This window comes from Burkholderia sp. ABCPW 111, assembly GCF_000773065.1.
Lineage (GTDB): Bacteria > Pseudomonadota > Gammaproteobacteria > Burkholderiales > Burkholderiaceae > Burkholderia > Burkholderia savannae.
In genome coordinates, this window is record NZ_JPWT01000014.1 from 39306 (window position 1) to 54283 (window position 14978).

A 14978-nucleotide genomic window follows, 5' to 3' on the forward strand; every position below is an offset into this window, starting at 1 on the left:
GCGTTCCTCGTCGAATGGCATCGATGCGAACGCGCCGCGCGCGCGCAACGGGCGCGGCGCCCGAAAGCCCGGCGGCCGCGGCCGCCGGCCACGCCGCTACAGAAACAGCAGCGCGCGATTGAGCGCGTCTTCGTCGCGCGGCCGCTCGCGCCAACGTTCGAGAACGGGCACCGAATACAGCCGCTGCGCGCCGAAGCGCGGCCAGAAGTGGCACAGGCCGGGCGCGATCACCTGCACGACCGGCAGCCCGATGTCGGGCCGCGTCTTGTCGACGACGAGCGTATCGATGCCCGCGGCCGACAGCCGCGCGACGCAGCGTTCGACGTCGCTCTTCAGATCGGCGGCCGTCCCCGTCGCACGCAACGGCGCGCGCATCGGCGGCAGCGCGGAATCGGGATGCAGGAAGGCCTCGCCGGACAGTTTGTCGGCGTCCCACGGCGGCGGCGCCGACGCGCCGACGTCGAGCAACTGGTTCACCTCGGTGAGCGCGCGCTGCAGCGCGATCCGGCTGTCGAGATGACAGCCGAAACCGATCGAGAAGCGTCCCGTCGCCGTTTCGCGCGCGAGCGCGACGAACACCGGAATGCGCAGGTCGTGCGTGATGTCGAGCGCCCACAAGCGCCAGCCGAGCGACGCGTATTCGGCGACGAGCGCGTCGAAATACGGATCGCCGAAGCTCGCGATGTCGATGCCCGGCCGGCAAAGTTCGTTGTACCACCAGATCGCCACCGCATCGCGCTCGACGAGCTCGAGCAGGCCCTGCAGGATCGCTTCCTCGATGCACGCGCCCGCCGCGCAGCCGTTCGGGTTGTGCACGCAATACGCGGTGCCGCTCGACGCGGGCGCTTCCGCGTAGCAATAGGCAAGCGGCACGAGCCGCCGCGCGCCCGTCGCGATCGACCACGCGGGCGTCCAGTCGATCACGCTTTGCGGCGTGAAGCGCTGCGGCACCTGCTTGCGCGGATCGTCGGTGGTCGCGTTGTGGCGCTCGCGCCGCTCGAACTGGCGATCGCTGTATTGCTGCAGCGCGTTGACGTCGATCGGCGCGCCATGCGGCGGCGCGTGCGCGGACAGCTCCGCGAGGCTGCCGCGCAACGCCGCTTCGTCTCCCTGATAAACGCCGCTGAAGCGTTCGAGCGCTTCGGCGAGCGCGCTCGCGCGCGCCTGCGCATCGCTTGCGCCTTTGCCCGAGCACAGCTTGTCGAAGCGGTTCTCGCGCGGCGCGCGCTGCGGACACACCAGATAGCCCGCGACGTACACGTGCCGCATGCCGGCGTTGCGCCCCGGCATCGGATGCAGATAGGCGATCGGGCCGCTCACCGGAGAAATCAGATGTCCGTAGCGTTTGAAGAGATCGCCGGCGGCGAGCGTCCGATGGCCGCCTTCGCGGTGCGCCCCGGCTTGCGCCGACGCGAGCGTCACCGGACGCTCCGCCTGCTCGCGCATCCACGCCGCATTGCCGCAGCGCGGACACTGCGTGCGCCTGACCACGCGGTGCACGGCGGTCGCGAGCGTATCGATGCGAAGCGACACGATGTGCGAGCCCGCATGACGGCGGCGTTGCGCGTTCACCGCGATCTGCTCGACGAACGACGCGACGACGGCCGCGACGGCCGCGGCGCTCGCGCGGCTGTGCACGCTCGGCAGGCGCGCCGCGCCGCTGCCGTGCATGCGCGCAAGCAGTGTCTCGACCGGATGGTTCAGCGCCGTCCAGTAGCGCACGCATTCGATGCACGGCGGCGCGTCGGTCTCGCCGGACGCCGCCGACGATGCCGCTGCAGCCGCAGGCTGGCCGATCGACGCGCCGAACAGCGGCCCGAACAGCGGCCCAAGCAGCGGCCCGATCAGCGGCTCCACACGATCGGGCGCGACGACGAGCAGCGCGCCGCCGCGCGCCGTCACGCGTTCGGCGGCATCGGTCAGCTCGGCGCGATCGTAGCCGTCGGTCAACGCGACCGTCAGCGCCGCATCCGGCGCCACGCCGATGCCGCACGCGGCGAACGCGTCGAGCTGCGCGCGCGGATCGACGCCGAACGCCTCGACGGCGACCGCGAGCCGCGATGCGATGCAGGCCGCCGCATCCCCGTCCACACCCGTTCGTTCGAAGAAGCCGATCGCGGCGTCGCGCTCGCCCGGCGCGTCCGCGCGCACGTAGCCGCGCCGCGCCAGATGATCGAGCGCGCCGAGCAGCTCCCATTGCGAAAAGCGCGCGGCGAGCGCCGCGAAGGTCTGCGCGATCGTCAGGCCGTCGCGCATGCACGCGGCCAGCGCGGGAAACACGTCGCCCGGCAGCACCGAGCGTCTGAATTCGTCCACCACATACAACGCGCCGGGACCGGCGTCACGCACCAGCAGATGCGGCTTGAAACGCAGCACGCGCGAGAAGTCATCGAGCATCGTCCCCCCGTATCGGACACCGCGATCGAAGTGGGCGGCGCGGCCCGCGAACCAAGCGCCTCGGGCCGCGCCGCGCGTCGCCGTGTGGACGGCTCAGCAGCAGGTGAACAGATACGCCGGCCCGGCGTCGTTGTATTCGGCGAGCGCGATGCCTTCCTCGGCGATGTTGGCGGGCCGCGTCGGAATGCCGACGCTCATCGTGTTGACAGGCAGATGCCAGCGCTGCGTTTCGCGATGCCAGCCGTACCCGTCCTTCGCGGCGACTTCGACGATCTTGAGATCCAGAATCCACGGGCAGCGATAGTCGAGATAGCGTTCGAGCGCATCGTACGGATTGGCGAGCAGCATCTGCCTGAACGCTTCGTTCTCCCAAGAGAGCGCGATTGCGCGCAGATAGACTTCCTGAAACTCGAGCAGTGATTCCTGAGTGGGGACTGCGTTGTTGTCGGCCATGTCAGATCTCCTTGCGGTCCGGTCCGAACAGACTGATGTGCTTCGCGTTGTACGCGGCGAGCGCGGCCGCGCGCTGCTCCGGCGGCGGCGCCGGCGGCAGCATGAGCGCGAGCCGGTTGACCTCGTTCGTCGTCCAGCCGCCGTTCGTGAGCGGCGTCCACGCCGAGCTGTTCTCGTGCACCTCCAAATGCATCTTCATCGGAAACCGATAGTCGAAGTACTCATGCAACGTTCCGACCGGATCGGCGACCAGCCGCTCGCGAAACTTCGAGTCATGCCACGCCACGGCGATCGCCTGCACGATCACGGCGCGGTATTCGAGAAACTGGTCGTACGACGGCATACTGGGGCTTCGGTCCATCATCGCTTTTCTCCCGTGGTTGAACGGAGTTCTCGTTGCAACTCGCGCAGCTCCGTCTGCGCTTTCTTCTCGATTCGCGCCATGCCGCTCTGCCGCGCGACGGCGGCCGCCTGCGCGCATAGCGCGACGGCCGCTTCGGCCAATTCGGCCGCGCCGGCCGCTTCGCTCACGTCGGCCGCGCTTCGACCTTGCGCGTCACACAAGCAGCGCGCCTTCTTGAGCAGCAGTTCCGCAACGTAATAGCGCTCGTCCGTCGATTCGGCGAGCGCGAGACATTCGTCGAGCGTCGCGATCGCGGCGCGTGCGTCGCCGCGCGCCGCGTCGATGTCGGCGACGACCGACGCGTAATACGTGAGTCCGAGCATGCAGCCCGATTGGCGCAACGCGTCGACGTTCGCGCGCGCCGCGTCACGATCGCCGTCGCACCACGCGCGCACGACGGCCGCGTAGCGCTCGACCGCGTTGAGCCCGTAGCAGCGCGACAGCCGCAGCACCGCGTCCGACGTCGCGCGCGCGCCGTCGCGATCGCCCGCGCATTGCTGCATCCGCGCGAGGTACATCATCGTCACGCCGATCGTCGGCAGATGATCGCTGCAGGTCGCGACATGAACCGCGTCGTGCGCGAGCGCGAGCGTGCGCGCAACGTCGTCGTCGATGCCCCACAGCACGCTCGCGCGCGCGGACAGCGCCCACGCGCGCGTGTCGAGGCCGAACGTGCGCCGATGATCGCCGTCGCGGCGCGGATCGTAGGCGGCGAGCGCCGCGTCGAACGCGCCGAGCGCGAGCGCGTAGTGGCCGTCGATCCAGCGGCTCATTCCGTGCAGCGTATCGGCGGCGACGCCGAGATCCGCACGCGCCGACGCGCGAGCGAGCTCGGACAGCTGCGCGCCGATGCGGCGCACCGCCGCGCGATCGCCGGCGACGTGGTGATACACGGCGATCGTCCACAGCGCGCTCGCCGCGGCCTTCGCGTCGCCCAGCGCACCGACGCGAGACAGCACGCGGTCGGTGTGCTCGCGCACGCGCGGATCGCCCCAGCCGTCACGCGCCATTTGCGCGTGCGCGAGCGTCAAATCGATCGCGACCGTGTCTTCGTCCCGCCCCGGATAGTCGCAATGCAGCAGCCAGCCGCGCACCGCGCCCGCATAGCGGATCGCGTCGTCGTGCAGCGCGCGCTCGAGCGCGCGGCGCGCCGCTTCGATGCCGTGCGGCGCCGCATCGGCGAACGCATGCGCACGCGCGAAATGATCGGCGATGCTCGCCGAGCGCGCCGCCGGATCACCGCCCGCGGGACGCGCGAGCAGCGCCTGCGCGACGCGCCGATGATTCTCGCGGCGCGTCGCGGCCGGCATCGATTCGTACGCGGCCTCGCGCAGCAGCGCGTGACGGAACACGTACGTCGCGCCGCCGATGCGGTGCTGCGCGTACAGCACGCGGCCTTCGAGCAAACGCCGCAGGCAGTCGTCGAGCTCCGCGCCCGCGCGCGGCGACGCGTCGGCAAGCAACCGCGCGTCGACTTCGAGGCCGATCGTCGCGGCGAGCTGGACGGTGTCGAGCGCGTCGTCCGCGCGTTCGAGCGCGAGCTCGAGCGTCTCGCGCAGGCTGCCCGGCAGCGGGCAGCGCCCCGCTTCCGCGAGATCCGGCAGGCGCGCGCCCGCAGTCGGCACGATGCCGCCTTCGACGAGCGCGCGAATCGTTTCCTCGACGTACAGCGGCACGCCGCCCGTGCGCTTCACGAGGAAGTCGAGCGCCGCGCGGTCCGCGCCCGCGTCGGGCATCAGCGACACGATCAGGTTGCGCGTCGCGGCAGCCGACAGGCGGCGCAGCATCAGCCGCTCGGCGCCGCGCCGCCACCGCTCGAGCTGCTCCGGCCGCGACGTCAGCACGACGCACACCGCCGCGCATGCCGGGTGGCGCGCGAGCGTGTCAAGAAAATCGCCCGTCGCGCTGTCGACCCATTGCACGTCGTCGACGATCAGCAGCACCGGGCCGCCGCCGCCGAGCGAGCCGAGCAGTTGGCACAGCACGTCGAAGAGCGCCTGCTGCTGCCGCGCGCCCGACCAGCGCAGCTTGTCCGCGCCGCCCGGCAGGCCGAGCCATGCGGCGAGCGTCGCGCGCGCGGACGCGCGATCGCCGTCGAACGCTCCGAGCATCCGGTCGAGCGCATGCGGATCGCCCGCGTCGAGCTGCCAGTGCGCGCGCACGAAGCGCAGGATCGGAAAGAGCGCGTGGTTCGTCTGCTCGGGCAGGCACACGCATGCGGCGCACGCGCCGTGCTGTGCGCGCACCGTCTCGCGCAGCGCGTGAACGAGCCGCGACTTGCCGATTCCCGGCTCGCCGACGACGAGCGTCGCGCGCCGCGCGGCCGCGCGCGGGCCGCCCGCCGCCGCGCGCACCGCATCGCGCCACGCGCGCGCGAGCACCGCCTGCTCGCGGTCGCGCCCGACGATCGGCGCCGCGTCGCCGAGCTCGAGCGATTCGAACGGCCCGCGCTCGTAGCGCTCGCCGAGCAGTTCGCGCACGGGCTGCGGCGCCGCGCCTGGCGCGGCGAATGCGAGCGACGTCGCCGCGGCGTCGACGTGGCGCTCGAGCGCGCGCGCCGCTTCGTCGCTCAACAGGATGCGCCCCGGCTGCGCGATGCGCTGCAGGCCGACGGCCGCGCTCGCGATCGCGCCGCCCGACGCGCCGCGTGCGTTCGCAAGCGCGGTGCCGACGTGAATCGCGCCCGCGATCTCGATGCGCCATGCCGGCGCGCTCGCGCCGTCGGCGGACGGTTGCGGCGCGAGCGCCGTCTGCCCCGCGTGCCGCGTCATTTCGAGCGCCGCGCGGCACGCGCGCTGAGCGGGCCGATCGATGCCTTCCGGATAGCCGAAGTAGAACAGCAGCGTATCGCCGAGCGCGCCCGCGACGTGGCCGCCATAGCGCACCGCGATGTCCGAGCAGCGCGTGAGCCACTGCGCGTGGAATACGTCGAGCGCTTCCTCGGCCGCCGCGGCGTCGTCCGGCTGCGCGCCGTTCGCGGCGACCGCGACACGGCAGCACAGTGCGGTGATCTGCCGCCGCCCGACGGGCGCGTCAACCGCGATCGTCCCGCCGGGGTCGCGATACGCGACGCCCGGCTCCGCCTGCGCGCGCCGTCCGTAGCGCAAGCCGCCGACGAGCGCCGGAAAATGAATCGCGCGAAACCGGTTCGCAAGCGTCTGCGCGGATTCCGCGCGCTGGCGCGGGTCCTTGCCGAGCGCATCGCGCAGCACGTCGCCGAGCGGATGCGCGGCGATCGCGGGCGGCAGCGCGACGTCGACGGGGCTCAGGTGCTGATACAGCACGTCCGCGACGCTCGCGCCCTGCATCACCGGTTGCCCCGTCAGGCATTCGATCACCATCAGGCCCCACGCGTAGAAGTCGCTCTTCGCGGTCGGCGGTTCGCCGCGCAATTGCTCGGGCGCGCAATACTGCGGCGAGCCGAGCACCTCGGTCGTCGCGGTGAGCGTCAGCTCGTCGCCCGCATGCGCGTCCGGCAGCAGCGCGCCGATGCCGAAATCGAGAATCTTCGCGCACGGCTCGCCGTCGCGCGTCGTCACCATCACGTTCTGCGGCTTCAGGTCGCGATGCACGACGCCGTTCGCATGCGCGTGCGCGAGGCCGTCGAGCACCTGCGCCATCAGCGCGCCCGTCGCCTCGGCGGGCAGCGCGCCGTCGGCCGCGAGCAGCGCGCGCAGCGTGCGGCCCGCAACGTGCTCGAACACCGCGAACAGCACGCCGTCCGCCGTCTCGCCGCTGTCGAGCAGCGCGACGATGTTCGGATGCGACAGCCGCGCGCACAGCGCCATCTCGCGGCGAAAGCGCGCGCGCAGGCGGGTGCGCTCGCGCGCGCCGCGCGGCGCGTCCTCGCGCAGCAGCTTGACGGCGACGCGCTGCGACGTGTCGAGCCTCACCGCTTCGTGCACGCGGCCCGCGCCGCCTTCGCCGAGCACGGCGCCGAGCCGGTAACGGTGCTCGCCCTGCAGCTCGTCGCCGTCGCCGGGCAGCGGCGGCGCGATCGCGCGCAGCGCGCCGCGATCGCAGGCGCGCGCGCGATCGGCCCGTGCGGAAGCAGACATGAAGCGCCGCTCAGCCCAGCGCGGCGGGCGAGACGAGCGTCGACGCGCCGCGCGCGACCGGATCGGGCGGTATCGTGAAAGCGTCGGACTCGGCCGACTGGCATTCGAGCCGGTCGCCGCGCACGACGCGGAAAGCGAGCGCGCCGAAGCGCACGCCGCCTCGGCGGCGCTCGACGAGCTCGGGAGAACCGGGGGACAGGAGCGGCAGGAACTGCGTGCGCGCGCGATGGATCTGCACGTTGACGTGCGATTCGTCGAGGCCGAGCATGCGCGCGAGCACGTCGAGCTCGATCCAGCCCTGCGACGCGGCGTCGTAACCGGCCTGCGCATCGGCAAAGCGCGCGCGGGCGAGCGTCACGAGGCAGTAATGATGGGCGCGCGCGCCAAGGTCGACGGCGCCGCCGCGCGTATGCAGCGTCGCCGTCACGTGCTCTTCGTCGCGGCTCACAGTGAAGTCGACGCGCTGCGGCAAGGTCGCGGCCTGCACGACGCGCGGCAGCGCGGCCGTGACGTTGCGATGCGCGAGCACGAGCTGCCACGCGAAATCGCCGCAGATCACCGCGTCGCCGTCGCGCAGCACGCGCGCGGGCGCCGTGTCGTTGCAAAGCCAGTCGCCCTGCGCCGAGCGGCTCACGGTGATCGCCGCGCCCGGCAGCGCCTGCGCGCGATCGAGCGCGATCGGCTGCGCGGGCGCGCGCAGCGGCCACAGCATGTCGACGGGCTCGCTCAGCTGGCGCGCGCGCCAGCGCACCGAGCCGCTGCTGCCGAACTGGATCAGGTCGCCGTCGCGCAACGCCACGCACTCGCCTTCGCCGACGAACCTCCCGGATACGAACGTGCCGTTGCGGCCGTGATCGTGCAGTTCCCACTGCCCCGCCGCCCAGCAGATGCTGGCATGGATGCGCGATACGTAGGGATCGGCGATGACCGTGTCGCAACGCTGCGGATCGCGACCCAATACGTGGTGCGCGCGCAGCAGACTGGCTTCCCCGGAAAGACCGTTTTCCAATAGCGCCATTTCGTCGACCTGCGGAAAAATGCACGGCGTCCGGCGGCACCCGATTAGGACGTCGTGCGCGTCTTATGTGAATGATTGACGGTCGAATATCAGATTCTGTTGAATCATAGGCAAGCGCCGCATCGCCGACAAGCCGTAATTGGGTGTAATGGATTTCGCCGATCGCGTTGCCTATTTTTTGTTTCACCGGCGCGGCCGTAAGCCGGTCACGATTCAATATTCCGAAAATGTTACGGATATCTAGCGTTTGGAGACCGCCATGGGATTTTATGGACCCGAACCATTCGAAAAAGCGAGCGCCACTTACGTGTGGCTCGGTCTGCGCGTGCCCGGCGCCCTCATCGTCGAGGTGGAAGGCAACGCGCCGCGCTTCACGACTGGCATTCAACTGGTACGCGATCCGCACTTCGTCGGCGGACTGAAGATCGACGTGATGGGCTGGACGGGACCGCTCACGAACGGCACGCGGCCGTATCGCGTGCGACATACGTTCCAGGGCGTGTTCCACCCGACGATCGTCGTGCACGGCAGCAACAAGACCGAAGTCGTCGAGGTCAAGCAGATCCCGCACGAAGAAGCCGACGCATTCCTGCAGTCGCTCGACGCCGCGTGAGCGCGGCGCGCCGGCCGAATCGAAACCGGCCGGCGGCGAACCGCACCGCATTCCGAATCGTTTGCATGACAACAGACGACGAATTCCGTCAAAGCCAGAAAATCGTCGAACAACAACAAGCGAACGAAAGAGCCCGGCGTCCGGCGACGGATCGCCGGGCCTTTTTTATCGAATGACCGACGTCCGCTCGAAACGCGCGCGATGCGTCGCGATTATCGATATGCGGATGCGAAAACGCGGCGCGTCGAATGCGCTTCATCGCGACGCCGGGCAATAGGCACGCGGCCGTCGAATCGAATGCATCGTCGACTGTTACAGTCGATATAAGCGCCGGTCGGAATCAGGATGTTTTCACGCGTGCATGCGCACACGCGCACGCCGGCCTGCATGGCAACGGGCGGCGGCGACGAAATCGATTGCGCGTCGAACCCCGGCGTCGGCGACGGCCGCGCGCATCGATGCAGGCCGCGCGCGCCGCGAATCGATCGCGCATGGCGCCGCGCCGTGACAGCGCCGTGACAGCGCCGAACGTCGCGACGTCGCGACGTCGCGCGTGCGTCGCCTGGCTCGAATGCAATCGAACGCAAAACGGAAACGCGGGCCGCCGCCTCGACGGCCCGTCATGTCGCCTGCGGCACGCGAGCGCAGGAAGGACGAACGATCCGTCGCATGACTCGCCGCGCGTAATCGCATGTAATGGATTTCGCTCCGCCGCCGCCGTATCGTTCGTTTCACCGGCACCGCCGCATGCCGGCAACGATGCTTCTCTCGATACATGACGCTGCGGACAAGCAGCGCGCGGAGACCAACATGAGTTCGTCGGACATCATCGAGCCACGCCGGGTCCTCGTCTCGGTGACGAGCGCAACGGCCACGTTCACGGCCCTGAGCCCGCATACGCCGGGGTTCCTGCACATCGTCGCGGAAGGCGCGGCGCCGCTCAACGTCGGCAACATCCATCTCGTGCACGATCCCGGCTTCATCGGCGGGGTGCTGCTCGAGGTCGCGGGCATCGCGGGGCGCCCGTCGCCGACCGTCAAGAAGTACCGCACGCCGACTTGCTCGTTCGAGAGCCAGTATCACAAGGAGATCTTCATTCGCGGTGCGAACGGGATCATCCCCGTGAGAGTCGGGCTGTTTCGTCACGAGGCCGTGTCGGCCGCCGCGGCGACGCTCGACGCCGAGTAAGCGGACGATCGCCGCTCGTCCGCTTCGATCTCCTGACGACAACAACAAGAGAACGGGCATGAACCAGGACCTGCTCGCACACATTCGGGCCGACCAGCTCGACGAGAGTATCTTCAACGCGTCCGGCCATTCGGTGACGATCGGCCCGGTCACGCTGGAGTTTCGCGTCAGCGGGGAACCGGCTTCCGCGACGGCCGAGCTGTACATCGCCCGGCAGTGGATCGGCGGCTGCACGCTGAACCCCGCGCATCCGAGCGGCAGGTTCGGCGGCGCGGTCGACAAGCTGAAGTCCGAAGTCGATCTGACGCTCGACGTGCCCGGCAAGAAGCTGGATTACCGGCTGACCGTCTGCGCGCCGATCATCGGAGGGACGAGCAAGAGCGGCACGCTCGGCCTGTGACCGTCGAACGAGGGCCGGCTGACTGCGAACCGGCCGCCGCGGCGAACCGCGGCGGCGGCGAGCGGAGCACGCGCGACGGACATCGGCTGCGGCAAATCGTGCGTCGTCGATTCGAAACGGCGCCCGGCGGGCAACGCATCGCCCGTCCGGAATAAAAACGCGCTCGGTGGCACCTTGGAGTCGTTGCGCGATAACACAAGCGTTCTCGCCCAAATTCGGCGGGATCGATAGAACAATCAACGCGCAAACGAAAAACCCGGCGGTCCGGTGGGGCCCGCCGGGTTTTGTTTTTCGCGCGGCGGGCGAAGCGACACGCGCATAAGCGACGCGGCGCGCCCGCTATGTCGTCGACGATTCCGACATCGGATTGAAATTGTTCTGTCAGGATGCCGAATGACGCGCGGCGAATCGGCCGTCTCGTTTCCGTGCGCGCCGAAGGGTCGAGCGTGACCGAACGTGATCGGCCGCAGGCGGCGCACGTCGCATTCGAGGCGAGCGGCGGCCGCGCACCGGTCATGCACCGGCCGCAGGCGGCACAGGCGGCGCAAGCGCCGTGCGCCTTCGCATCGAACCGGCAGCGCCCGCTTGCTCGCCCTTGCATGCCGGCATGTAATTCTTAATTAATTGCCGACGCAATTGAATGGCCTTTTAAATGAAATCGGCCAGCCGATCCAATGGCGAACGAATTGCTTCAAAGTTGCGAATTGACTTAACCGAATATCCGCCTAAAGTAGAGCAAGCCACGTTCCGGCAAGCGCGCGAAGTCAGAAAGAAACCGCTTGCTCGCGGTGCGCGGCGCACGCCGCGACGGGGTTCCCACGCATCCGCGCAAGAACAGGGCGCGTCTCGACCTGGCTGTCGGCGGTTTGTCTTTTCGGGCGAATTGGAAAAATTTCGACAGTCGAATTGATCTGACAATAACGATATTGAGACAAGGAATCATTTAAAGAGACGACGCGCCCGCATGCACACGGGCATGCACTCCCATTGTCTCGACACGCCGGTTTTCGATTTCGCATTGCCTCGGCAAAAGCGGCGCGCACCGCTCGACGCCGTCATCGCTGTCCGCGCGAACGAAGTTGCAACAGTGAACCAGGTGCTCGGCCGGCCGACCGCCATCCGGCGATCGAACGCGGCCGCGCGCCATTGCCGGGGGGCGCCACGATGCTTTCGCTCACACAGCGCGTTTTGACCTACAGCTTCATCGATCGTCCGCCCGTCAATCCGCGCGCGGTCGGCACGTCGAACACGGACGCCGCGCTGCTCGCGCAGATCGATGCGCTGCTCGCGTCGGCCGCCGCGTCGTTCAAGGCCCGCGCGTACGACGACGCGCTCGACGATTACTTCGCCTGCGAATCGCTGATCTACTCGCAGCTCGATCCGCAATGGGACCCCGAGTTGGGCGGCAGGCTGCGCTCGCGGCTGCCGCGCGATCCCGCGCTCTTCGATTCGCTGCTGTCCGCGACGTCGCAATGGCTGAACGTGCTGTCCGTGCCGGCGCCCGCGAGCCCCGTGCGGCCCGCGACGCCGCCGCCCGCGCAGGCGCTCGCCGGCGCCGCCGCGCTGCACGGCGCGGGGCTCACGCCCGTCAGCGCGAATCCGGCCGCGACCGCGCAGGCGCTGTCGGACATGCAGCTCGCATCGGTCTACACGGCGCAAGGCAACAGCGCCGCGAGCAACGTGGCCGTCGCGCGTGCGAAGGCGCTCGACGCGACCGTCGCCGGCGCGTTCTCGCCGCCGCAGATGCCTAACCCGACCGTGCATCCGGCCGCGAATCCGAACGTCGCGCCGCCGGCCGCGCCGGGCGCGACGCCGGCCTTTCATCCGGCGGTGACAGGCGCGCTGCCGCAACGCGGCATCGACCTCGCGCCCGCGGCGCTCACGCCGATCAAGATCCTGCCGATACCGAAATTGCCGATCACGCTGCTCGCGCAAAAGCAGGTCGGACTCCTGACGGGCAGCGGCGCGCAAACCGCGGTCAAGACGATCCAGTGGGCGGCGAGCGGCACGCCGGACATCGCGTCGATCAAGACGATCCTCTATGCGCCGCATGCAGCCGCGACCGCGCTGCCCGACGCGCTGACGAACGCGAACAGCCTCTGGGAGCGCTCGGTGCTGCTCCCGCACGACTACTTCTATACGATCCCGCTCGCGATCGCGCAGTGCTACCAGGCGCTCGGCGACTACGCGAACGCCGAGACCTACTACCTGCAGGCGGCGGCCTACGCGTACATCAACACGACGACGGAAGGCCCGTACGTGTGGGTCGCGCTCGCGGGGCTCTACGGCGCCTGGGGTGACAGCCTCTACCAGCAGGGCGACCGCGCGGGTGCGACGGCGATCTACAGCAAGGTCGTCACGCCGGGCAGCCCGGCCGCGCCCGCGGCGTCGCTCTACCAGATCGCGGGGCTCGCGAGCGCCGCGAAGAGCGCGACCGCGCTGCTGCCGCAGCTCGCGACGCTCGCGCAAACGGGCACGAGCGGCGTGTCGGCCGACGACGTCGCGATCGCGGCCGTCCTTCTCAAGGTCTACGCGAAGCTCGTGCAGATCGGCGCGGGGCTCGACTACTGGGGCACCTACGCGGCGGCCGTGCCGATCTGGTCGTTCAGCTATCTGCAGCAGGTCGCGATCAATTTCGCGCAGCTCGCGCAGCAGGCGGAAAACCAGGTCATCAACTTCTGGAACCAGGCGGACCAGGCGACATTGACGCGCACCGAGCTCGCGAACCAGGTGTCGCAGGCGAACGGCCAGGTCAACGCCGCGCAGCAGCAGCTCGCCGTCGCGCAAGCGCAGGCGCAGGCGTATCAGGCAGGCGTGACGGTCGCGCAGACGCGCGCGACGAACGCCGCGAAGAATGCGCAGGAGTACGGATCGCTCAACAGCCAGGTGATCATCATCCAGGCGACGGGCCAGCAGGTGTCGGGCGGCGACGACGGCGACTACAACGGCGTGAGCGCGATGGCAAACCAATATCTGTCGGGCCAGAGGATCTCCGGCGATTCGGCGACCGTCGCGGCCGCCACCAATCTCGCCGCGAACCGCCTGAGCCAGCAGTTCCAGATCGACAGCATGAACCGCACGACGAGCGAAATGCAGCAGGCGCTCGCGCAGGCCCAGGCGCAGGCCGCCGCGGCGAACGCGCAGGTGAGCGCGGCCGGCGCGAATCTCGCGGTCGCTCAGCTCAACGCGCAAGCGGCCGCGCAGACGCTCGGCGTGTTCGATGCGGACACGTTCACGCCGCAGGTCTGGCGAGCGATGGGCAACTTCGTCGATCAGATCTACGAACGCTACATGGACATGGCGCTGCGCGCGGCGAAGCTGATGCAGCAGGCGTACAACTTCGAGAACGACACGAGCGTGTCGTTCATCAAGGCGTCGTATCAGGGCGTCGTCGACGGGCTGCTCGCCGCGGACGCGCTGATGGCCGACATCCAGTCGTTCACCGACGATCTCGTCAACGCGAAGCGCGGCAAGAAGCAGTACCTGAAGCAGTCGATCTCGCTCGCGAGCCGCTACGGCTACCTGTTCGAGACGCAGCTCCGCAAGACGGGCACGATGACGTTCGAGACGACGCTCGACGATTTCGATTCCGCCTACCCCGGCACCTACCAGGGCCGCATCCGGCGCGTGCTCGTGTCGGTGCAGGGCATCGTGCCGCCCACGGGCGTGTCCGGCACGCTCGGCAACGACGGCATCTCGTTCTACCGGCTGCCCGCCGACGTCGCGACGCCCGCCGCGCCGAGCAAGGTGCGCGTGCAGAGCGCGGAGACGCAAATCATTTCGGACTACGATCCCGTGCAGGACGCGGTGCTCGCGCCGCCGCCCGACAACCAGACGGGCATCTTCGAAGGCGCGGGCGTCGCGAGCAGCTGGACACTGAGCCTGCCGCCCGCGCTCAACGACATCAACTACGGCACGCTGACCGACGTCGTGCTGACGTTCATCTACGAAGCGCGCTTCGATCCGCGCCTCGTGCAGCCCGTGCTCGCGCAGCTCGCGAGCCGGCCCGGCTTCTACAACCGCGAGCGTTCGATTCCGCTCGCATGGCTATATCCGGACCTGTTCTACGGCTTCGTGTCGACGGGCGCGCTGACGCTCAACCTGTCCGCCGCGGATTTCCCGATCGATCAGACCGCGCCGAGCGTCACCGCGGCGAGCCTGCTCGTCGCGGTGACGCCGGGCACGTCCGCGTCGAACGTCACGATCGCGCTGGCCGCGCCCGGCAAGAGCGCGCTGTCCGGCGTGACCGACGCGACGGGCGCGATCTCGTCGCAGGGCGCGGGCAGCGCGTGGGCGGGCGCCGTCGGCGGCTCCGCGCTCGGCGACTGGACGCTCACGCTCGGCGCCGCCGCGAATCCGTCGCTCGCGCCGGGCGGCAAGCTCGATCTGTCGTCGCTCATCAATCTCGTGCTCGTCATCGACTACGCGTTCAAGCCGCGCAGCTGAAT

The 14978-nt window shown here is 69.5% G+C and carries 11 protein-coding genes; 6 read left to right on the forward strand and 5 right to left on the reverse strand.

What is annotated here, in order from left to right:
- Window positions 1-96: 96 nt before the first annotated feature.
- From X946_RS04070 to X946_RS04090, 5 genes are all read right to left on the reverse strand, one after another.
- Window positions 97-2397, reverse strand: a complete 2301-nt coding sequence (locus X946_RS04070) for a TOMM precursor leader peptide-binding protein (RefSeq protein WP_038744414.1) — start codon at window positions 2395-2397, stop codon at window positions 97-99.
- Between the two features lie 93 nt (window positions 2398-2490).
- Entirely contained in the window at window positions 2491-2850 is a 360-nt protein-coding gene (locus tag X946_RS04075; RefSeq protein WP_038744415.1) for a BMA_0021/BMA_0022 family TOMM bacteriocin, read from the reverse strand.
- A 1-nt stretch (window position 2851) separates the two neighbouring features.
- Window positions 2852-3214: a BMA_0021/BMA_0022 family TOMM bacteriocin gene (locus tag X946_RS04080; protein ID WP_038744416.1), complete on the reverse strand. Its 363-nt coding sequence runs from the start codon at window positions 3212-3214 to the stop codon at window positions 2852-2854.
- Window positions 3211-7311 (reverse strand): TOMM system kinase/cyclase fusion protein, encoded by a 4101-nt coding sequence (locus X946_RS04085; RefSeq protein ID WP_038744417.1) that lies wholly within the window; start codon window positions 7309-7311, stop codon window positions 3211-3213. The genes X946_RS04080 and X946_RS04085 overlap by 4 nt, the downstream gene beginning before the upstream one ends.
- 10 nt (window positions 7312-7321) lie before the next feature.
- Window positions 7322-8320: an FHA domain-containing protein gene (locus X946_RS04090; RefSeq protein ID WP_052145001.1), complete on the reverse strand. Its 999-nt coding sequence runs from the start codon at window positions 8318-8320 to the stop codon at window positions 7322-7324.
- 268 nt (window positions 8321-8588) lie between these two features.
- Here X946_RS04090 and X946_RS04095 point away from each other — a divergent pair, with 268 nt between their 5' ends.
- The 6 genes from X946_RS04095 to X946_RS04110 all read left to right on the forward strand — a co-directional run bounded on the left by X946_RS04095 (window position 8589) and on the right by X946_RS04110 (window position 14976).
- Entirely contained in the window at window positions 8589-8942 is a 354-nt protein-coding gene (locus X946_RS04095; RefSeq protein WP_038744419.1) for a hypothetical protein, read from the forward strand.
- Window positions 8939-9118, forward strand: a complete 180-nt coding sequence (locus X946_RS36620; RefSeq protein ID WP_081989333.1) for a hypothetical protein — start codon at window positions 8939-8941, stop codon at window positions 9116-9118. The genes X946_RS04095 and X946_RS36620 overlap by 4 nt, the downstream gene beginning before the upstream one ends.
- Before the next feature lie 634 nt (window positions 9119-9752).
- Complete coding sequence (locus X946_RS04100; protein WP_038744477.1) at window positions 9753-10130, forward strand: hypothetical protein; 378 nt, start codon at window positions 9753-9755, stop codon at window positions 10128-10130.
- Between the two features lie 58 nt (window positions 10131-10188).
- Window positions 10189-10530 (forward strand): hypothetical protein, encoded by a 342-nt coding sequence (locus X946_RS04105; RefSeq protein ID WP_038744420.1) that lies wholly within the window; start codon window positions 10189-10191, stop codon window positions 10528-10530.
- A gap of 976 nt (window positions 10531-11506) precedes the next feature.
- On the forward strand, window positions 11507-11722 hold the full coding sequence (locus X946_RS36625; protein ID WP_081989341.1) for a hypothetical protein: 216 nt from the start codon (window positions 11507-11509) through the stop codon (window positions 11720-11722).
- Window positions 11695-14976, forward strand: coding sequence for a hypothetical protein (locus tag X946_RS04110; RefSeq protein ID WP_038744421.1), 3282 nt, complete (start codon window positions 11695-11697; stop codon window positions 14974-14976). Before X946_RS36625 ends, X946_RS04110 begins: the two co-directional genes overlap by 28 nt.
- Window positions 14977-14978: the final 2 nt, after the last annotated feature.

What these genes read in the sequence shown, in the direction of transcription:
- X946_RS04095 (WP_038744419.1), top strand. Translation starts at nt 8,589, where the DNA reads ATGGGATTTTATGGACCCGAACCATTCGAAAAAGCGAGCGCCACTTAC.
- X946_RS36625 (WP_081989341.1), top strand. Translation starts at nt 11,507, where the DNA reads ATGCACTCCCATTGTCTCGACACGCCGGTTTTCGATTTCGCATTGCCT.
- X946_RS04110 (WP_038744421.1), top strand. Translation starts at nt 11,695, where the DNA reads ATGCTTTCGCTCACACAGCGCGTTTTGACCTACAGCTTCATCGATCGT.
- X946_RS04100 (WP_038744477.1), top strand. Translation starts at nt 9,753, where the DNA reads ATGAGTTCGTCGGACATCATCGAGCCACGCCGGGTCCTCGTCTCGGTG.
- X946_RS04080 (WP_038744416.1), bottom strand. Translation starts at nt 3,214, where the DNA reads ATGATGGACCGAAGCCCCAGTATGCCGTCGTACGACCAGTTTCTCGAA.
- X946_RS04105 (WP_038744420.1), top strand. Translation starts at nt 10,189, where the DNA reads ATGAACCAGGACCTGCTCGCACACATTCGGGCCGACCAGCTCGACGAG.
- X946_RS04085 (WP_038744417.1), bottom strand. Translation starts at nt 7,311, where the DNA reads ATGTCTGCTTCCGCACGGGCCGATCGCGCGCGCGCCTGCGATCGCGGC.
- X946_RS04070 (WP_038744414.1), bottom strand. Translation starts at nt 2,397, where the DNA reads ATGCTCGATGACTTCTCGCGCGTGCTGCGTTTCAAGCCGCATCTGCTG.
- X946_RS04075 (WP_038744415.1), bottom strand. Translation starts at nt 2,850, where the DNA reads ATGGCCGACAACAACGCAGTCCCCACTCAGGAATCACTGCTCGAGTTT.